This is a genomic window from Escherichia sp. WS1265, from assembly GCF_046487585.1.
GTDB lineage: Bacteria > Pseudomonadota > Gammaproteobacteria > Enterobacterales > Enterobacteriaceae > Escherichia > Escherichia coli.
The window spans coordinates 141,631-160,399 of record NZ_JBJQJE010000001.1 but is presented as its reverse complement, the minus strand read 5'-3'; the positions used below and the strand labels follow the sequence as shown (position 1 = coordinate 160,399).

Genomic DNA, 18,769 nt, shown 5'->3' with positions numbered 1-18,769 from the left:
TAAAGATCAATCAGGTATTGACTGACTCTGAACGTAGGCTCTGAGCGTTTCAATCGTTGCCCCTCCGGTGCTACAGACAAAGTACGATCTCGACCACAAAAGCCCCGTTTTACTCTGCATACGTAAATGCGCGTTCTGCTGGCGTAGCAAACGTGATGATACCGATTTTAAATTATTGACCATCACACTGACCGCCAGTTTTGGCGGGTAGGCAACCAGCAGGTGTACATGGTCTGGCTCCCCGTCCATCTCAATAATTTCGCATTCAAGCTTTGCCGCAGCGGAGCCAAAAGCCTCACGCAACTGAGCGATCATCTGACTGTCGAATAGTTTGCGTCGATACTTTGTCGTAAAAATAAGGTGCACAACCAGCTTACTGACACTGTGTCGTTTGCGGAGAAATCCCGCCAGTAAATCATCATGATTACTCAATTGATATATTCACCTAAAGTGTTAAAATAAAAGCATTATATCAATGAGCGCTGATTATGTTAAGAGCAACAAAAGTACGCATCTACCCGACACCAGAACAGGCTGAATTCATCAACGCCCAGTTCGGTGCAGTGCGTTTTGCGTACAACAAAGCTCTGCATATCAAGAAACATTCTTACCAGCGGCACCGCGTAAATTTAAACCCGCGTAAAGACCTCAAACCACTGCTTGCAGTGGCGAAGAAATCCCGCCGGTATGGATGGCTTAAAGAATATGATTCTATTGCGTTGCAGCAGGCGGTAATTAACCTCGACGTGGCTTTTTCTAACTTTTTCAATCCGAAACTGAAAGCAGGTAAACCTACCTTTAAAAGTAAACACGGCAGACAATCGAGCTACCATTGTGTTGGCATAAAAGTCCTTGATGCTGCGATAAAAATACCGAAAATCTTGCCGATTGAAGCGCGTTTACATCGTGAAATTACGGGAATGCTGAAAAGTATCACGTTGAGCCGCAGCGCAACCGGGAAATACTACGCGTCGTTACTCTGTGACGACGGGATGGAAGCGCCGGCAAAGCCCGCACTGATATCAAATGTGACAGGGCTGGATATGGGGCTGGCGCATTTTGTCATCAAATCGGACGGCAATAAAATTGCCAGTCCCCGCCACCTAATCAATGCAAGTCGCAACCTGCGCCGGAAGCAGAAAGCACTGTCCCGTAAGAAAAAAGGGAGCGCAAACAGGCGCAAAGCCAGAATACAACTTGCAGCCGTTCACGAACGGGTAGCCAGTGCCCGTGCCGATTTCCAGCACAAGTTATCTCGCGCAATTGTTGACGAAAACCAAGCGGTAATTGTCGAGACATTGAAAACGGCAAATATGATGAAAAATCACCATCTGGCTCGTGCGATAGGCGATGCTGGATGGTCTGGATTCATCACAAAACTGGAATACAAAGCAGCAGAGAAAGGTGTGCATCTGGTGAAACTGGATCAATGGTTCGCCAGTTCGAAGACCTGCCACTGCTGCGGTCACAAAATGTCGGAGATGCCATTACATAAGCGCATCTGGCAGTGTCCAGAGTGTGGAGTTGAACATGACCGCGATATCAACGCGGCGCTCAACATCAAACGCAAGGGCATACTGGAATTACAAGCGGCGGGACTCGTCGTTTCTGCCCATGGAGGCCAGCGTAAATCCGTCACACAGACGGTTGCGGCTTAAGAAGTGGGAAGCCTCGCCCGACAGGGCGGGGAGCAGTCACATGATGACAGGTAATGGCGCGGATATCGAATGTTATGCAGACAGAGAAAATCAGCCTGCTCAAATGGCTGTGCGGTTCTGGATAGCCCGAAATAGTCAACTTCAGGCTATCCAGAGAGCGGAATTATTCCGCCAAAGTACGTTTTTGCTGTTCGAGATCGCGTTCAATGCCGTCACGAACATCCTGGGGGATTTTCAGCGCGTCACCCAGTGCATTCAGGTAACTGCGTTCCATAAAATGGTCAATATCAATAGCCGCGCAGCTCAGGAAATAGATTTCCAGCGCCTCTTCTTCATTGCGGACCCCGGTAGCCAGGCGTTGTGGATCCAGCGGTTGTTCGATTGCCTGCTCAATGAGTACACGCCCCTGTTCTTCCACGCCGGCTTCACGCAATTGCAGGTCGATTGCCGCACGTTCTTTGGCATCAATATGACCATCACTTTTAGCGGCAAAGACCAGCGCAAGGATCAAACGTTCCGTACGCTCATCCAGCGGCGTACTTTGCGCGCCAAACTGCGGTTCGTCCTGATGCGCCGCGCGAATTTTATCTTTGTATTTATTCCACAGCACCGTACCCGCGACCGCTCCGCCGCCAACCAGTAACGCGTTGGTGCCATATTTCGTAAGAAGTTTACGTGCTGATTTATTTGCGACCAGCAGCCCAGCCAGTCCGCCTAATGCGCCTGGCACTAAAAGTTTGCCCAATCCCTGATCCGCAGACGAGGAGGCAGAAGAACTGCTTTGCCCAAGCAAGGATTGCAGTTGATTTAACCAATTAGCCATATTTGCTCCTCAATAACCATTTTTAGTGCCTGTAGCATAGCGGATGAGGATGTCAGAAAATGTATATCGAGACAAAAGATGCGCAAATAAGCGGGTCGGTAGGCCGTTATTCAAAGAAATTCGCGCCAGGTAAGGTGTTCACTGTATATCAGGTGATAAGGGTATTTTAGGTGAAAGTAGTTTGACGTTTTGAGTAGCACTGTTTGATGCTGATTGCCCGATGCGACGCTGTTGCGTCTTCTCAGGCCTACGATTGTGGTGCGTTGTGGGGCGGACAAGGCATTCGCGCCGCATCCGCCAACGGTCAATCGAATTATCAGAAGCCATTAACGCCGCTGATATTCCGCCATTCCCGCTTTGCAGTCCACGCTGACCTGGTAATGAATATCGGCACTTTTACCACGTACGGTTAGCGGTACTGACCATTTATCATCTTTACCCTGAATGTCCTGCAAACTGACCCATGCCACAGGATCGGCCTGACCGACAATTTTTTGATCATCTGCCCAGCGCGCCACGCGATTTTGTTGATAATCACGTTTTACGCTCGCGGCAATTCCGGCAGCATCCAGACCTTCACACTTTGGGAAAGTGACCGACTTGCTGGTTTCATTATTGGCAGCGAAAACTGATGCGCAAGCAGAAACCAACAACAGCCCTAAAAACGCCCCTCTTTTTTTCATGTTTTTCTCCATAGCACAATGATTCAGGAGAAAGCATGGTACAAATTGTCAGGAGCGCAAGTTGCTTCAGGCCGCGTGTGAGGCATCTTCCTCTTCGGATTCAGCACCGACGACCTGTGGGGACGGTAATTTGCCGGTTTTCAGAATGGTGCTAAGCACATCTTTTTGTTCTGCCAGCCATAGCGAAAGGGCTTCACGTTGCTCGTCTTCCATTTGCACTGGAGAATTTGTCAGCCAGGTGTCAAGCAGATCCGCCGTATCAAGCATTTTGTCATAAGCATCGGCTTCCTTTTTGCTGGTAAACGACATTTTCTCTTCGCCCTCACGAATGACTACGTATTTAACTTCAACCGCCATTTGCAGCCTCTCATAATAACTGTGATTTTATACAGTATATTTCTTTTCGGTTGGGAAATCAACATCAGCAATAAAGACACGCGCAAACGTTTTCGTTTATACTGCGCGCGGAATTAATCAGGGGATATTCGTTATGACGTTATTAGGCACTGCGCTGCGTCCGGCAGCAACTCGCGTGATGTTATTAGGCTCCGGTGAACTGGGTAAAGAAGTGGCAATCGAGTGTCAGCGTCTCGGCGTAGAAGTGATTGCCGTTGATCGCTATGCCGACGCACCAGCCATGCATGTCGCGCATCGCTCCCATGTCATTAATATGCTTGATGGTGATGCATTACGCCGTGTGGTTGAACTGGAAAAACCACATTATATCGTGCCGGAGATCGAAGCTATTGCCACCGATATGCTGATCCAACTTGAAGAGGAAGGACTGAATGTTGTCCCCTGCGCGCGCGCAACGAAATTAACGATGAATCGCGAGGGTATCCGTCGCCTGGCGGCAGAAGAGCTGCAGCTGCCCACTTCCACTTATCGTTTTGCCGATAACGAAAACCTTTTCCGCGAGGCGGTTGCTGAAATCGGCTATCCCTGCATTGTTAAACCGGTGATGAGTTCCTCCGGCAAGGGGCAGACGTTTATTCGTTCTGCAGAGCAACTTGCTCATGCATGGGAGTACGCTCAGCAAGGCGGTCGCGCCGGAGCGGGCCGCGTAATTGTTGAAGGCGTCGTTAAGTTTGACTTCGAAATTACCCTGCTAACCGTCAGCGCGGTGGATGGCGTCCATTTCTGTGCACCAGTAGGTCATCGCCAGGAAGATGGCGACTACCGTGAATCCTGGCAACCACAGCAAATGAGCCAGCTTGCCCTTGAACGTGCGCAAGAGATTGCCCGTAAAGTGGTGCTGGCACTGGGCGGTTATGGTCTGTTTGGTGTCGAGCTGTTTGTCTGTGGTGATGAGGTGATTTTCAGTGAGGTCTCCCCTCGTCCACATGATACCGGGATGGTGACGTTAATTTCTCAGGATCTCTCAGAGTTTGCCCTGCATGTACGTGCCTTCCTCGGACTTCCGGTTGGCGGGATCCGTCAGTATGGTCCTGCAGCTTCTGCCGTTATCCTGCCACAACTGACCAGTCAGAATGTCACGTTTGATAATGTGCAGAATGCCGTAGGCGCAGGCCTACAGATTCGTTTATTTGGTAAGCCGGAAATTGATGGCAGCCGTCGTCTGGGGGTGGCACTGGCTACTGCAGAGAGTGTTGATGAAGCGATTGAGCGCGCAAAGCACGCCGCAGCACAGATAAAAGTACAAGCTTAACCCCGGCGAAAAACGCTACAAAAATGCCCGATCCTCGATCGGGCATTTTGACTTTTACAGCTTAGCGCCTTCTACAGCTTCACGCGCCAGCTTAGTAATGCGGTCGTAATCGCCCGCTTCCAGCGCATCTGCCGGAACCAGCCAGGAACCACCGATGCACAGCACGCTTTTCAGCGCCAGGTAGTCACGGTAGTTAGCCGGAGAAATACCACCCGTCGGGCAGAAACGGACCTGGGAGAACGGACCCGCGATCGCCTGCAGGGCTTTCACACCGCCGTTAGCTTCAGCCGGGAAGAATTTGAACTCTTTCAAACCGTAGTCCATACCCAGCATCAGTTCGGAAACAGTGCTGATCCCCGGAATCAGAGGAATAGTCCCTTCGGTAGCAGCCTTCAGCAGCGGCTCGGTCAGCCCCGGGCTAATTGCGAACTGTGCACCCGCTTCGGTGACTTCTGCCAGCTGCTGTGGATTCAGCACCGTACCGGCACCCACAATCGCTTCAGGCACTTCTTTGGCGATAGCACGGATAGCGTCAACTGCACACTCGGTACGCAGAGTCACTTCCAGAACGCGCACCCCACCAGCAACCAACGCTTTTGCCATCGGCACCGCGTGTTCCAGTTTTTTTACCACGATAACCGGTACAACCGGGCCGGTGGTCAGGATTGATTCTGCACTTGTTTTCCAGTTTTTCATCAGAGTTTTCTCTCGCCTGATTACAAATTTGTCGTCTTAAAAAGTGATACAGGTTGCGCCCTGTTCGGCACCGGACAGTTTTTCACGCAAGGCGCTGAATAATTCACGTCCTGTTCCCACGCGTGACGCGCTCAGGTCAGGAATGTGTGGTTCGCGAGCAGCCAGTTCCGCTTCGTCTACCAGCAGCGTCAGTTCGCCTGTCTGTCCATTCACACGAATGATGTCCCCGTCGCGCACTTTTGCCAGCAGCCCGCCATCGTAGGCTTCTGGTGTTACGTGGATAGCTGACGGCACTTTACCTGAAGCGCCGGAGAGTCGTCCATCAGTAACTAACGCAATTTTGAAACACCGGTCCAATAATACACCAAGTGGCGGCATGAGTTTATGTAATTCTGGCATTCCGTTCGCTTTTGGCCCCTGATGACGGACAACAACGACACAATCGCGGTCCAGCAAACCCGCTTCAAAGGCCGGCATAACGTCATGCTGGCTTTCAAAAACAACCGCAGGCGCTTCAATCACCTGGTTCTCAACCGGCACGGCAGAGGTTTTCATAACCGCACGGCCCAGGTTACCGCTTAACACTTTTGTCCCACCATGATGAGAGAAAGGTTGTTCGAAGGAAGCGATCACATTGCTGTCGAGTGATTTTTCCGCCCCTTCCCGCCAGTCCAGTTCACCATTATTCAGCCATGGTTCAAGGGTATAACGAGACAGACCAAAGCCTGCCACCGTATTGACATCTTCATGCAGCAGGCCTGCTTTGAGCAGTTCACGCACCAGAACCGGTACGCCACCTGCCGCCTGGAAGTGGTTAATATCGGCCGGACCGTTCGGGTAGAGACGTGCCATCAGCGGTACAACATCAGAAAGGTCAGAGAAGTCATCCCAGTTAATCTGAATACCGGCCGCGCGCGCCATCGCCACCAGGTGCATGGTGTGGTTAGTGGAACCACCGGTCGCCAGCAGTGCAACGATACCGTTCACCACCACTTTCTCATCTATCATCTTACCGATCGGCATCCATTCATTACCATTACCGGTCATGCGTGTAACCTGACGCGCAGCGGCAGCGGTCAAAGCATCGCGCAGCGGAGAATCCGGATGAACAAAAGAAGAGCCTGGCAACTGCATCCCCATAAACTCCACCACCATCTGGTTGGTGTTGGCAGTACCGTAGAAAGTACATGTTCCCGGCGCATGGTAAGACGCGGCTTCTGACTCCAGTAAGGCCATGCGGTCCACTTTACCTTCGGCATAAAGCTGGCGAATACGCACTTTTTCTTTATTTGGCAAACCGCTTGCCATCGGTCCAGACGGCACAAACACCGCAGGCAAATGACCAAACGACAGGGCTGCCATCGTCAGACCCGGGACAATCTTGTCGCACACCCCGAGGAACAGAGCACCATCAAACATGTTATGGGACAGCCCGACCGCCGCAGACATCGCTATCACTTCGCGGCTTAGCAGCGACAATTCCATTCCATCCTGCCCCTGGGTGACACCATCACACATCGCCGGAACACCGCCCGCAACCTGACCAACCGCATTCGCTTCATGCAGGGCTTTACGAATGATTTCTGGATAGTGTTCATAAGGCTGGTGAGCGGAGAGCATGTCGTTATAGGAGGTGATGATGGCGATATTGTTACGCAACATGCTTTTCAAAGAGGCTTTGTCTTCTGGCTGGCAGGCAGCGAAACCGTGTGCCAGGTTACCGCATGCCAACTGCGAACGATGAACGGTCGACGTTTTCGCTTGTTCTATCCGGGCGAGATAAGCAGAGCGAGTCTCGCGCGAACGTTCAATGATTCGATTTGTTACGCGTAACAATTGTGGATTCATAAAGGCTCCTGAAATTGAGTTGTCAGAGCAGGATGATTCACAACGCGTTTCATTCAGAGGATTTATGACTGAAACGCCTGTAACCGGAGCTCATAGGGCAAAAACGTTTCAGTCAGTGTAATAAAAAAAGCCTCGTGGGTGAATCCGCACGAGGCCTGAAAGTGTAAAAATTGTTCTACAATCTGTGCAAGATCATGTTACCGGTAAAATAACCATAAAGGATGAGCGCAGATATTACTCAAACTCATTCCAGGAACGACCATCACGGGTAATCATCGCCACTGAGGCAACGGGTCCCCAGGTTCCGGCCTGATACGGTTTCGGCGCATCATTGTCCATCGCCCACGCCTCAGTAATGGAGTCTACCCATTTCCAGGCTTCTTCCACTTCATCGCGACGTACGAACAGTGCCTGAATACCACGCATGGTTTCCAGCAGCAGACGTTCATAGGCATCCGCCAGATGCGTCTGATTAAAGGTTTCTGAATAGCTCAGATCCAGCTTGGTGATTTGCAGGTTATGTTTGTGGTCAAGGCCAGGAACTTTATTCAGTACCTGGATATCCACGCCTTCATCAGGTTGCAGACGGATAGTCAGTTTATTCTGCGGCAGATCCTGCCACGACTCTTTAAACAGATTCAGTTCAGGTGTTTTGAAATAGACCACGACTTCAGAACATTTGGTCGGCAGACGTTTACCAGTACGCAGGTAGAATGGCACACCGGCCCAGCGCCAGTTATCAATGTCGACGCGGATCGCCACGAAGGTTTCTGTATTGCTGCTCTTGTTCGCGCCCTCTTCTTCCAGATATCCCGGCACTTTTTTGCCCTGGGCGAAGCCCGCAGTATATTGCCCGCGTACGGTTTTTTCGCGTACGTTGGAGCGGTCGATGCGGCGCAGAGACTTCAGTACTTTCACTTTTTCATCGCGGATGCTGTCTGCACTCAGGTCAGACGGCGGAGACATCGCAATCATGCAAAGAATTTGCAGCAGGTGGTTCTGGATCATGTCGCGCATCTGACCGGCTTTATCAAAATAGCCCCAGCGCCCTTCGATCCCCACTTCTTCTGCCACGGTAATCTCAACATGATCAATGGTGCGATTGTCCCAGTTATTCACAAACAGGGAGTTAGCAAAACGCAGCGCCAACAGGTTCAGCACCGTTTCTTTACCAAGATAGTGGTCGATACGGTAAACCTGGCACTCCTCGAAGTATTCGCCAACCTGATCATTGATTTCCTGCGAGGTCGCCAGCGACGTCCCCAGCGGTTTCTCCATGACTACGCGTGCCGGTTTAGCATTCAGTTTTGCCTCGCCAAGCCCTTTGCAAATTGCGCCAAAAGTGCTGGGCGGCATGGCAAAGTAGTTAATGGTGATACGATTTTTTTGATCCAGCATCGCGCCGAGACGGCTGAATGCAGCAGTGTCATTGACATCGAGATTACAAAAATCCAGACGTGCACTCAGGGTGTCCCATAAACCTTCATCAATGGTTTCTTTCATGAAAGTTTCGAGCGCCTCGCGGACAACTTTGGTATATGCCGCTTTATCCCAGTCAGCACGCCCTACGCCAATAATCCGGGTGTCCGGGTTGAGCTGACCGGCTTTTTCCAGTTGATACAGGGAAGGCAGCAATTTACGACGCGCAAGGTCGCCTTTCGCGCCGAAAATGACCAGGTCACAGGCCTGGGCTGTTTGCGTTACCGCCATGTCATTCTCCTTAAGTTAACTAACCCGGTACTTAAGCCAGGGTATACTTGTAATTTTCTTACGGTGCACTGTACTGCTTTTACGAGCTTGCGAAAACTGTAAACGCTTATCCACCCGTGCGATTACGGTAAAAGCGCGTAAAGTGCGGCAAAACTGATAAAAAAATCATCGTTTTCCATTGGGTAAAAATCTGACACTGATCATGTTATGAAAAAAAATAACAACTTTTTTATCTGCTTTTGTCATTAACACAGCACACAGGCGTAATATCTGACAAAACTGCATTTCGATTTCTTTCAGTGCGGAAATCGTCATTACCCGTGAGTCTCTTTACATCATGAATATGCTGGAAAAAATCCAGTCTCAGCTGGAACATTTGAGCAAATCTGAGCGCAAAGTTGCCGAGGTCATTCTGGCTTCGCCCGATAACGCGATCCATTTGAGTATTGCTGCTCTGGCGCTGGAAGCCAATGTTAGCGAACCGACGGTGAATCGTTTCTGTCGCAGCATGGACACACGCGGTTTTCCTGATTTTAAACTTCATCTGGCACAAAGTCTGGCGAATGGCACTCCCTATGTTAATCGCAACGTCAATGAAGATGACAGCGTTGAATCATACACGGGGAAAATATTTGAGTCCGCAATGGCAACGCTCGATCATGTCCGTCATTCACTGGATAAATCTACCATCAACCGCGCCGTCGACTTGCTCACTCAGGCAAAAAAAATCGCCTTTTTCGGATTAGGTTCTTCAGCCGCCGTTGCCCACGATGCGATGAATAAGTTCTTTCGTTTTAATGTTCCGGTGGTGTACTCCGATGATATTGTGCTGCAACGCATGAGTTGTATGAATTGTAGCGACGGAGACGTGGTGGTGCTGATTTCTCATACTGGAAGAACAAAAAATCTGGTCGAGCTGGCGCAGCTGGCACGCGAAAACGACGCTATGGTAATTGCCCTCACCTCTGCGGGTACCCCGCTCGCCCGGGAAGCAACGCTGGCAATTACCCTCGACGTACCGGAAGATACTGACATTTATATGCCCATGGTTTCTCGACTTGCACAGCTGACCGTGATAGATGTGCTGGCGACAGGATTTACTTTGCGGCGCGGTGCAAAATTCAGAGATAACTTGAAGCGGGTCAAGGAAGCGCTGAAGGAATCGCGTTTTGATAAGCAGTTACTTAATTTAAGTGACGATCGCTAAAAACGACTGTCACTGTCCTAATCTTATACGACATCCGAATGAGATTAATTTATCGCCATCGCGGCGTTATTTCATTCGGATTTCATGTTCAAGCAACACCTGGTTGTTTCAGTCAACGGAGTATTACATGTCCAGAAGGCTTCGCAGAACTAAAATCGTTACCACGTTAGGCCCAGCAACAGATCGCGATAATAACCTTGAAAAAGTTATCGCGGCGGGTGCCAACGTTGTACGTATGAACTTTTCTCACGGCTCGCCTGAAGATCACAAAATGCGCGCGGATAAAGTTCGTGAAATTGCCGCAAAACTGGGGTGTCATGTGGCTATTCTGGGTGACCTCCAGGGGCCCAAAATCCGTGTATCCACCTTTAAAGAAGGCAAAGTTTTCCTCAATATTGGGGATAAATTCCTGCTCGACGCCAACCTGGGTAAAGGTGAAGGCGACAAAGAAAAAGTCGGTATCGACTACAAAGGCCTGCCTGCTGACGTCGTGCCTGGTGACATCCTGCTGCTGGACGATGGTCGCGTTCAGTTAAAAGTACTGGAAGTTCAGGGCATGAAAGTGTTCACCGAAGTGACCGTCGGTGGTCCCCTCTCCAACAATAAAGGTATCAACAAACTTGGCGGCGGTTTGTCGGCTGAAGCGCTGACCGAAAAAGACAAAGCAGACATTAAGACTGCGGCGTTAATTGGCGTAGATTACCTGGCTGTCTCCTTCCCACGCTGCGGCGAAGATCTGAACTATGCCCGTCGGCTGGCACGCGATGCAGGATGTGATGCGAAAATTGTTGCCAAGGTTGAACGTGCGGAAGCCGTATGCAGCCAGGATGCAATGGATGACATCATCCTCGCCTCTGACGTGGTAATGGTTGCACGCGGCGACCTTGGTGTGGAAATTGGCGATCCGGAACTGGTCGGCATTCAGAAAGCGTTGATCCGTCGTGCGCGTCAGCTTAACCGCGCAGTAATCACGGCGACCCAGATGATGGAGTCAATGATTACTAACCCGATGCCGACGCGTGCAGAAGTCATGGACGTAGCAAACGCCGTTCTGGATGGTACTGACGCTGTGATGCTTTCTGCAGAAACTGCTGCTGGTCAGTATCCTTCAGAAACTGTTGCAGCCATGGCGCGCGTTTGCCTGGGTGCGGAAAAAATCCCGAGCATCAACGTTTCTAAACACCGTCTGGACGTGCAGTTCGACAATGTGGAAGAAGCTATTGCCATGTCAGCAATGTACGCGGCTAACCACCTGAAAGGCGTTACGGCGATCATCACCATGACCGAATCGGGTCGTACGGCGCTGATGACCTCCCGTATCAGCTCTGGTCTGCCAATTTTCGCCATGTCACGCCATGAACGTACGCTGAACCTGACTGCTCTCTATCGCGGCGTTACGCCGGTGCACTTTGATAGCGCTAATGACGGCGTAGCAGCTGCCAGCGAAGCGGTTAATCTGCTGCGCGATAAAGGTTACTTGATGTCTGGTGACCTGGTGATTGTCACCCAGGGCGACGTGATGAGTACCGTGGGTTCTACTAATACCACACGTATTTTAACGGTAGAGTAAGTACGTTGCCGGATGCGGCGAAAACGCCTCATCCGGCCTACAGTTCAATGATAGTTCAACAGATTTCGAATCTTCTGAAGCAAACTTGAACTTATCACACGGCGGAAGCCTCTCCTCGCGAGAGGCTTTTTTTATTTGATGGGATAAAGATCTTTGCGCTTATACGGTTGGATTTCGCCCGGTTTGCGAGTTTTCAGCAATTTTAGTATCCAGGTGTATTGTTCTGGTCGCGGACCAACAAAAATCTCGACTTCTTCATTCATCCGCCGCGCAATCGTATGGTCATCCGCCTCTAACAGATCATCCATCGGTGGGCGCACCTGAATCGTCAGGCGATGCGTCTTGCCATCATAAATCGGAAACAGCGGTACAACGCGCGCACGGCACACTTTCATCAAACGACCAATCGCGGGCAACGTCGCTTTATAGGTGGCAAAGAAATCAACAAATTCGCTGTGCTCTGGGCCATGATCCTGATCGGGTAAATAATATCCCCAGTAGCCCTGACGTACCGACTGGATGAATGGTTTAATACCATCATTTCTCGCATGCAGACGACCGCCAAAACGACGACGCACCGTGTTCCAGACATAATCAAAAACCGGGTTGCCCTGATTATGGAACATCGCTGCCATTTTCTGCCCTTGCGAGGCCATCAGCATGGCAGGAATATCGACGGCCCAACCGTGCGGCACCAGAAAAATCACTTTCTCGTTATTACGCCGCATCTCTTCGATAATCTCCAGCCCTTGCCAGTCAACGCGAGGCTGAATTTTCTCCGGCCCGCGTATTGCCAACTCAGCCATCATTGCCATCGCTTGCGGCGCGGTGGCAAACATCTCATCAACAATCGCTTCGCGTTCAGCTTCACTACGTTCTGGAAAGCAGAGCGACAAATTGATTAACGCACGACGGCGTGAGCTTTTTCCCAGGCGTCCGGCAAAACGTCCCAGCCGTGCCAGAATGGGGTCGCGAAACTTTGGCGGCGTTAAAGCGATACCCGCCATCGCTGCTACGCCCAGCCATGCTCCCCAGTAGCGCGGGTGGCGAAAGGATTTATCAAACTCAGGAATGTATTCGCTATTATTTTTTTTCGTTTCCATGCTTTTCCAGTTTCGGATAAGGCAAAAATCAATCTGGTGATAGTGTAGCGGCGCAACTTGCCCCGCACCAAATAAAAAAGCCGGTACTGACTGCGTACCGGCTGCGAATGGATGTTAATTAATCAAACCGTAGCTGCGGCACAATCTCTTTGGCCTGTGCCAGGAATTCGCGACGATCGGAGCCGGTCAGCCCTTCGGTACGCGGCAGTTTTGCCGTCAGCGGGTTTACGGCCTGCTGGTTTATCCATACTTCATAGTGCAGATGCGGCCCGGTTGAACGTCCGGTATTACCGGAAAGCGCGATACGGTCGCCACGTTTCACCTTCTGTCCCGGTTTCACCAGAATCTTGCGCAAGTGCATATAACGCGTGGTGTAGCTGCGACCATGACGAATAGCCACATAATAACCTGCTGCGCCACTGCGTTTGGCAACCACCACTTCACCGTCACCCACTGAAAGCACTGGCGTACCTTGTGGCATGGCGAAATCAACACCTCTGTGTGGCGCAACGCGACCGGTCACCGGATTAGTACGACGCGGGTTAAAGTTAGATGAGATACGGAACTGTTTCGCCGTCGGGAATCGCAAGAATCCTTTCGCCAGACCAGTACCGTTACGATCGTAGAATTTGCCATCTTCAGCGCGGATTGCGTAATAATCTTTACCTTCTGAACGCAAACGTACGCCCAGCAGCTGGCTTTGCTCACGTTTACCATCAAGCATTTCTCGTGACATTAACACCGCAAATTCATCGCCTTTTTTCAGTTTGCGGAAATCCATTTGCCACTGCATGGCTTTAATCACTGCGCTCACTTCGGCGCTGGTTAAACCGGCGTTTCTGGCGCTGGCAACAAAGCTTCCCCCGACGGTACCTTTCAGCAGATTGTTGACCCACTCTCCTTGCTGCATTTCGCTGGTCATTTTAAAACCGTTAGCGGCAGTACGGTCATAAGTTCGGGTTTCACGACGAGACACTTCCCAGGTGAGGCGCTGCAGTTCGCCGTCCGCGGTTAATGTCCAGGAGAGTTGTTGACCGATTTTCAGGTTACGCAATTCTTTGTCGGCAGCAGCCAGTTGGGTGATATCACCCATATCAATACCATACTGATTGAGAATGCTGCTTAGCGTATCGCCAGTGGAAACAACATATTCATGCACGCCCGCTTCACCGGCGATTTTGTCATCCAGTTCATCCTGGGGAATGGCTTCATCTTCTTGTGCAGCTTGATCAATCGGCTCACTGGCTTCAGGTAAGAGCGAACGAATTTCGTTCTGTTCCAGCTCAATGGTTTTGACAATTGGCGTGGCATCGCGGTGATAAACATAGGGCCGCCAGACAGCGACGGCCAGAGTAAGAACGGTGAGCGACCCCAACATAACGCGGTGTGGTCGCGGTAAATTATTAAACGCCAGGGCGACAGAGCGGGCTATCTGTTGCACGTAATCACTTCCTCATTAATCTCCTTTCAGGCAGCTCGCATACTGGTTGGCTAATTGATTCAGGAATTCTGAATAGCTTGTTTTACCCAGTTTGATATTCGTCCCCAGGGGATCCAACGTTCCCATACGAACGGATGTCCCTCGTGCGACGCTCTCAACGACCGCTGGCCTGAACTGTGGCTCAGCAAAAACGCAGGTTGCTTTTTGCTCAACCAACTGTGTTCTTATTTCATGTAAACGCTGCGCGCCAGGTTGAATCTCAGGGTTAACGGTAAAATGACCAAGCGGTGTCAGTCCGAACTGTTTTTCGAAATAGCCGTAAGCATCGTGAAAAACGAAATAACCTTTCCCCTTGAGCGGCGCGAGCTCGTTACCAACCTGCGTTTCGGTTGAGGCTAATTGTGCCTCAAAATCCTTCAGGTTGGCGTCAAGTTTGGCTCGACTTTGCGGCATAAGTTCCACTAATTTTCCATGGATTGCAACCGCTGTAGCCCGCGCTATCTCTGGGGAAAGCCAAAGATGCATGTTGAAATCGCCGTGATGGTGATCTTCGTCACTTTTTTCCGCGTGATCGTGATCATCATCATCGCCGTGAATACTTTTCATCAGCAGCGGTTTCACATTCTCTAGCTGCGCAATCGTTACCTGTTTCGCTTCAGGTAATTTACTTACCGGTTTTTGCATGAACGCTTCCATCTCCGGGCCAACCCAAACGACTAAGTCCGCGTTCTGTAAGCGTTTTACATCTGATGGACGCAGTGAATAATCATGTTCTGAAGCGCCGTCAGGTAGTAAAACCTCCGTTTCTGTTACCCCATCAGCAATGGCAGAAGCGATGAACCCAACGGGTTTAAGCGAAGCGACAACGGCAGCATCTGCGGCCTGAGTTGCACCGCCCCAGAGAGCGGCGGATAATGCTGCGAAAAGAAGCGTTTTTTTATGTAACATAATGCGACCAATCATCGTAATGAATATGAGAATTGTGATATTATAACATTTCATGACTACTGCAAGACTAAAATTAACATGACAAGTCTGGTTTCCCTGGAAAATGTCTCGGTTTCTTTTGGCCAACGCCGCGTCCTCTCTGATGTGTCGCTGGAACTTAAACCTGGAAAAATTTTGACTTTACTTGGGCCAAATGGCGCAGGTAAGTCGACACTGGTACGGGTAGTGCTCGGGCTGGTAACACCCGATGAAGGGGTCATCAAGCGCAACGGAAAACTGCGTATCGGCTATGTACCGCAGAAGCTTTATCTCGACACCACGTTGCCACTGACCGTAAACCGTTTTTTACGCTTACGCCCTGGCACACATAAAGAAGATATTTTGCCTGCACTGAAACGTGTCCAGGCCGGGCATCTGATTAACGCACCGATGCAAAAGCTCTCGGGTGGCGAAACACAGCGTGTATTGTTAGCGCGAGCATTGTTAAATCGACCGCAATTATTAGTGCTGGATGAACCCACTCAGGGCGTGGATGTGAATGGTCAGGTGGCGTTATATGACCTTATTGACCAGTTGCGTCGCGAACTGGATTGTGGCGTTTTAATGGTCTCTCACGATCTGCATCTGGTAATGGCAAAAACCGATGAAGTGCTTTGCCTGAATCACCACATTTGTTGTTCCGGTACACCGGAAGTTGTTTCCCTGCATCCGGAGTTTATTTCTATGTTTGGTCCTCGTGGTGCTGAACAACTGGGTATCTATCGCCATCATCATAATCATCGTCACGATTTACAGGGACGAATTGTCTTGCGTCGGGGAAATGATCGCTCATGATTGAATTATTATTTCCCGGTTGGTTAGCCGGGATCATGCTCGCCTGTGCCGCGGGTCCGCTGGGTTCGTTTGTGGTCTGGCGTCGTATGTCTTATTTCGGTGATACGCTGGCCCATGCCTCATTACTTGGCGTCGCGTTTGGTTTGTTGCTGGACGTGAATCCATTCTATGCGGTGATTGCAGTTACGCTGCTGCTGGCGGGCGGTCTGGTATGGCTGGAGAAGCGTCCACAGCTGGCGATCGACACGTTATTAGGGATTATGGCGCACAGTGCCCTGTCGCTGGGCCTGGTGGTCGTTAGTCTGATGTCTAATATTCGTGTTGATTTGATGGCTTACCTGTTCGGTGATTTGCTGGCAGTGACGCCAGAAGATCTCATCTCTATTGCAATTGGCGTGGTCATCGTGGTGGCGATTTTGTTCTGGCAATGGCGCAATTTGCTGTCGATGACGATTAGCCCGGATCTGGCGTTTGTTGATGGTGTGAAATTACAGCGCGTGAAATTGTTGTTGATGCTGGTGACAGCATTGACGATTGGTGTAGCGATGAAATTTGTCGGCGCGTTGATTATTACTTCGTTGCTAATTATTCCTGCTGCTACTGCACGTCGCTTTGCCCGCACGCCGGAACAGATGGCAGGTGTCGCTGTTTTGGTGGGGATGGTGGCAGTGACTGGCGGTTTAACCTTTTCCGCATTTTACGATACACCAGCAGGCCCGTCGGTGGTGCTATGCGCGGCACTGTTATTTATTCTCAGTATGATGAAAAAACAGGCCAGCTAATCTTTCGCTGAACACATTTGTCGGATGCGGCGCGAGCGCCTTATCCGACCTGTGGTTCGCTATCTCTGGTATATGCCTGATAAGACGCGAATAGCGGCGCATCAGGCAACACTGCCAGTGTCGGATGCGCCGCGAGCGACCGATCCGACTTACGGCATTTCTGGCGGCGTGATGCCGAAGTGGTTCCACGCCCGCACTGTCGCCATACGCCCGCGCGGTGTACGCTGCAAAAAGCCTTGCTGAATCAAATAAGGTTCCAGCACATCCTCAATGGTTTCACGTTCTTCGCCAATGGCAGCCGCCAGGTTATCCAGACCTACCGGCCCACCAAAGAACTTATCGATTACCGCCAGCAACAATTTGCGGTCCATATAATCGAAACCTTCGGCATCGACATTCAGCATATCCAGCGCCTGAGCAGCGATATCAGCCGAGATGGTGCCATCGTGCTTCACTTCGGCGAAGTCACGCACTCGACGCAGCAGACGGTTGGCAATACGTGGCGTACCGCGAGCGCGACGAGCAACTTCCAGCGCGCCGTCATCACTCATCTCAAGCCCCATAAAGCGTGCGCTGCGACTGACGATATATTGCAGATCCGGCACCTGATAAAACTCCAGACGCTGCACAATACCAAAACGATCGCGCAACGGTGATGTCAGCGAACCTGCGCGCGTGGTTGCACCAATCAGGGTAAACGGCGGCAAATCAATTTTAATGGAGCGTGCCGCCGGACCTTCACCAATCATGATATCCAGTTGGTAATCTTCCATTGCCGGATACAACACCTCTTCCACCACTGGTGAAAGACGGTGGATCTCATCAATAAACAGCACGTCATGCGGTTCAAGGTTAGTGAGCATCGCTGCCAGATCCCCCGCCTTTTCCAGCACCGGACCAGAAGTCGTGCGTAAATTAACGCCCATTTCATTGGCGACAATGTTAGCAAGCGTAGTTTTACCCAACCCCGGAGGACCAAAAATCAACAGATGATCGAGGGCATCGCCGCGCAGTTTCGCTGCTTTGATGAAAATCTCCATCTGTGAACGAACCTGCGGCTGACCAACATACTCTTCCAGTAATTTAGGGCGAATGGCGCGATCTGCCACATCTTCCGGCAAAGTGGTACCGGCAGAAATCAGACGGTCTGCTTCAATCATCCTTTACCTCATAACGCGGCGCGTAGGGCTTCGCGAATTAATGTTTCACTGCTGGCGTCAGGGCGAGCGATTTTGCTCACCATGCGGCTTGCTTCTTGTGGTTTATAGCCCAGCGCCACCAGCGCAGCAACCGCTTCCTGTTCAGCATCGTCGGTCGCCGGGCTGGCAGGAGACGTGAGTACCAGGTCGGCGGCTGGCGTAAAGAGATCGCCATGCAAACCTTTAAATCGGTCTTTCATTTCAACAATCAAGCGTTCGGCGGTTTTTTTGCCAATACCCGGCAGTTTCACCAGCGCCCCCACTTCTTCACGCTCAACGGCATTAACGAACTGCTGCGCTGACATTCCAGAGAGGATCGCCAGCGCCAACTTCGGGCCGACGCCGTTGGTTTTGATCAACTCTTTGAACAACGTGCGCTCTTGTTTATTGTTAAAACCGTACAGCAATTGCGCGTCTTCACGCACCACAAAGTGGGTGAAAACGATCGCTTCCTGACCCGCTTCAGGGAGTTCATAAAAACAGGTCATCGGCATATGCACTTCATAGCCTACGCCGCCCACTTCAATTAACACCAGCGGGGGTTGTTTTTCAATGATGATGCCTCTGAGTCTGCCTATCACATGACGCTCCTGCGTAA

The 18,769-nt window shown here is 50.8% G+C and carries 18 protein-coding genes; 6 read left to right on the top strand and 12 right to left on the bottom strand.

What is annotated here, in order from left to right; translation table 11 throughout:
* Positions 1-6: 6 nt before the first annotated feature.
* Positions 7-432 carry an IS200/IS605-like element ISEc46 family transposase gene (gene tnpA, locus ACJHX3_RS00785; RefSeq protein WP_410236108.1) on the bottom strand — a complete coding sequence of 142 codons (426 nt, stop codon included), beginning with the start codon at positions 430-432 and terminating at the stop codon, positions 7-9.
* A gap of 56 nt (positions 433-488) precedes the next feature.
* On the opposite strand from tnpA, the gene ACJHX3_RS00780 reads away from it, so the two are divergent.
* Entirely contained in the window at positions 489-1,658 is a 1,170-nt protein-coding gene (locus tag ACJHX3_RS00780; RefSeq protein ID WP_024043616.1) for an RNA-guided endonuclease InsQ/TnpB family protein, read from the top strand.
* 163 nt (positions 1,659-1,821) lie between these two features.
* On the opposite strand, the gene ACJHX3_RS00775 is transcribed toward ACJHX3_RS00780, so the two are convergent.
* The 3 genes from ACJHX3_RS00775 to yebG all read right to left on the bottom strand — a co-directional run bounded on the left by ACJHX3_RS00775 (position 1,822) and on the right by yebG (position 3,521).
* A complete protein-coding gene (locus tag ACJHX3_RS00775; RefSeq protein WP_000024731.1) occupies positions 1,822-2,481 on the bottom strand; it encodes a tellurite resistance TerB family protein in 660 nt (219 codons plus the stop codon).
* A gap of 326 nt (positions 2,482-2,807) precedes the next feature.
* The gene (gene yebF, locus ACJHX3_RS00770; RefSeq protein WP_001295500.1) at positions 2,808-3,164 is read right to left on the bottom strand and encodes a protein YebF; all 357 of its coding nucleotides are present in this window, start codon (positions 3,162-3,164) and stop codon (positions 2,808-2,810) included.
* Between the two features lie 66 nt (positions 3,165-3,230).
* Entirely contained in the window at positions 3,231-3,521 is a 291-nt protein-coding gene (gene yebG, locus ACJHX3_RS00765; protein WP_000257738.1) for a DNA damage-inducible protein YebG, read from the bottom strand.
* A 133-nt stretch (positions 3,522-3,654) separates the two neighbouring features.
* Here yebG and purT point away from each other — a divergent pair, with 133 nt between their 5' ends.
* A complete protein-coding gene (gene purT, locus ACJHX3_RS00760) occupies positions 3,655-4,833 on the top strand; it encodes a formate-dependent phosphoribosylglycinamide formyltransferase (protein WP_000173460.1) in 1,179 nt (392 codons plus the stop codon).
* 54 nt (positions 4,834-4,887) lie between these two features.
* Here purT and kdgA read toward each other — a convergent pair whose 3' ends face one another.
* The 3 genes from kdgA to zwf form a co-directional block, all read right to left on the bottom strand.
* Positions 4,888-5,529, bottom strand: a complete 642-nt coding sequence (gene kdgA / locus ACJHX3_RS00755; RefSeq protein ID WP_000800512.1) for a bifunctional 4-hydroxy-2-oxoglutarate aldolase/2-dehydro-3-deoxy-phosphogluconate aldolase — start codon at positions 5,527-5,529, stop codon at positions 4,888-4,890.
* A gap of 36 nt (positions 5,530-5,565) precedes the next feature.
* Positions 5,566-7,377: a phosphogluconate dehydratase gene (gene edd, locus ACJHX3_RS00750; RefSeq protein ID WP_001069467.1), complete on the bottom strand. Its 1,812-nt coding sequence runs from the start codon at positions 7,375-7,377 to the stop codon at positions 5,566-5,568.
* Positions 7,378-7,611: 234 nt separating this feature from the next.
* A complete protein-coding gene (zwf, locus tag ACJHX3_RS00745; protein WP_000301727.1) occupies positions 7,612-9,087 on the bottom strand; it encodes a glucose-6-phosphate dehydrogenase in 1,476 nt (491 codons plus the stop codon).
* Positions 9,088-9,424: 337 nt separating this feature from the next.
* Here zwf and hexR point away from each other — a divergent pair, with 337 nt between their 5' ends.
* Complete coding sequence (hexR, locus tag ACJHX3_RS00740; RefSeq protein ID WP_094321985.1) at positions 9,425-10,294, top strand: DNA-binding transcriptional regulator HexR; 870 nt, start codon at positions 9,425-9,427, stop codon at positions 10,292-10,294.
* Positions 10,295-10,421: 127 nt separating this feature from the next.
* On the top strand, positions 10,422-11,864 hold the full coding sequence (pyk, locus tag ACJHX3_RS00735) for a pyruvate kinase (RefSeq protein WP_000091139.1): 1,443 nt from the start codon (positions 10,422-10,424) through the stop codon (positions 11,862-11,864).
* 131 nt (positions 11,865-11,995) lie between these two features.
* On the opposite strand, the gene lpxM is transcribed toward pyk, so the two are convergent.
* From lpxM to znuA, 3 genes are all read right to left on the bottom strand, one after another.
* Positions 11,996-12,967 (bottom strand): lauroyl-Kdo(2)-lipid IV(A) myristoyltransferase, encoded by a 972-nt coding sequence (gene lpxM, locus ACJHX3_RS00730; RefSeq protein WP_000448381.1) that lies wholly within the window; start codon positions 12,965-12,967, stop codon positions 11,996-11,998.
* Positions 12,968-13,085: 118 nt separating this feature from the next.
* A complete protein-coding gene (gene mepM, locus ACJHX3_RS00725; RefSeq protein WP_001184045.1) occupies positions 13,086-14,408 on the bottom strand; it encodes a murein DD-endopeptidase MepM in 1,323 nt (440 codons plus the stop codon).
* Between the two features lie 15 nt (positions 14,409-14,423).
* Positions 14,424-15,356 (bottom strand): zinc ABC transporter substrate-binding protein ZnuA, encoded by a 933-nt coding sequence (gene znuA / locus ACJHX3_RS00720; protein WP_024193109.1) that lies wholly within the window; start codon positions 15,354-15,356, stop codon positions 14,424-14,426.
* A gap of 78 nt (positions 15,357-15,434) precedes the next feature.
* On the opposite strand from znuA, the gene znuC reads away from it, so the two are divergent.
* Together znuC and znuB are read left to right on the top strand one after the other, a co-directional pair.
* Entirely contained in the window at positions 15,435-16,190 is a 756-nt protein-coding gene (znuC, locus tag ACJHX3_RS00715) for a zinc ABC transporter ATP-binding protein ZnuC (RefSeq protein ID WP_000202996.1), read from the top strand.
* Positions 16,187-16,972, top strand: a complete 786-nt coding sequence (znuB, locus tag ACJHX3_RS00710) for a zinc ABC transporter permease subunit ZnuB (RefSeq protein WP_000571479.1) — start codon at positions 16,187-16,189, stop codon at positions 16,970-16,972. The genes znuC and znuB overlap by 4 nt, the downstream gene beginning before the upstream one ends.
* Before the next feature lie 149 nt (positions 16,973-17,121).
* Here znuB and ruvB read toward each other — a convergent pair whose 3' ends face one another.
* Positions 17,122-18,132, bottom strand: a complete 1,011-nt coding sequence (ruvB, locus tag ACJHX3_RS00705; protein WP_000568522.1) for a Holliday junction branch migration DNA helicase RuvB — start codon at positions 18,130-18,132, stop codon at positions 17,122-17,124.
* 8 nt (positions 18,133-18,140) lie between these two features.
* Entirely contained in the window at positions 18,141-18,752 is a 612-nt protein-coding gene (ruvA, locus tag ACJHX3_RS00700; RefSeq protein ID WP_000580323.1) for a Holliday junction branch migration protein RuvA, read from the bottom strand.
* Positions 18,753-18,769: the final 17 nt, after the last annotated feature.

Bases quoted from the DNA above. Each gene is read 5' to 3' on its own strand.
- ACJHX3_RS00780 (WP_024043616.1), top strand. From the start codon at position 489: ATGTTAAGAGCAACAAAAGTACGCATCTACCCGACACCAGAACAGGCT.
- ACJHX3_RS00775 (WP_000024731.1), bottom strand. From the start codon at position 2,481: ATGGCTAATTGGTTAAATCAACTGCAATCCTTGCTTGGGCAAAGCAGT.
- yebF (WP_001295500.1), bottom strand. From the start codon at position 3,164: ATGAAAAAAAGAGGGGCGTTTTTAGGGCTGTTGTTGGTTTCTGCTTGC.
- yebG (WP_000257738.1), bottom strand. From the start codon at position 3,521: ATGGCGGTTGAAGTTAAATACGTAGTCATTCGTGAGGGCGAAGAGAAA.
- purT (WP_000173460.1), top strand. From the start codon at position 3,655: ATGACGTTATTAGGCACTGCGCTGCGTCCGGCAGCAACTCGCGTGATG.
- kdgA (WP_000800512.1), bottom strand. From the start codon at position 5,529: ATGAAAAACTGGAAAACAAGTGCAGAATCAATCCTGACCACCGGCCCG.
- edd (WP_001069467.1), bottom strand. From the start codon at position 7,377: ATGAATCCACAATTGTTACGCGTAACAAATCGAATCATTGAACGTTCG.
- zwf (WP_000301727.1), bottom strand. From the start codon at position 9,087: ATGGCGGTAACGCAAACAGCCCAGGCCTGTGACCTGGTCATTTTCGGC.
- hexR (WP_094321985.1), top strand. From the start codon at position 9,425: ATGAATATGCTGGAAAAAATCCAGTCTCAGCTGGAACATTTGAGCAAA.
- pyk (WP_000091139.1), top strand. From the start codon at position 10,422: ATGTCCAGAAGGCTTCGCAGAACTAAAATCGTTACCACGTTAGGCCCA.
- lpxM (WP_000448381.1), bottom strand. From the start codon at position 12,967: ATGGAAACGAAAAAAAATAATAGCGAATACATTCCTGAGTTTGATAAA.
- znuA (WP_024193109.1), bottom strand. From the start codon at position 15,356: ATGTTACATAAAAAAACGCTTCTTTTCGCAGCATTATCCGCCGCTCTC.
- znuC (WP_000202996.1), top strand. From the start codon at position 15,435: ATGACAAGTCTGGTTTCCCTGGAAAATGTCTCGGTTTCTTTTGGCCAA.
- znuB (WP_000571479.1), top strand. From the start codon at position 16,187: ATGATTGAATTATTATTTCCCGGTTGGTTAGCCGGGATCATGCTCGCC.
- ruvB (WP_000568522.1), bottom strand. From the start codon at position 18,132: ATGATTGAAGCAGACCGTCTGATTTCTGCCGGTACCACTTTGCCGGAA.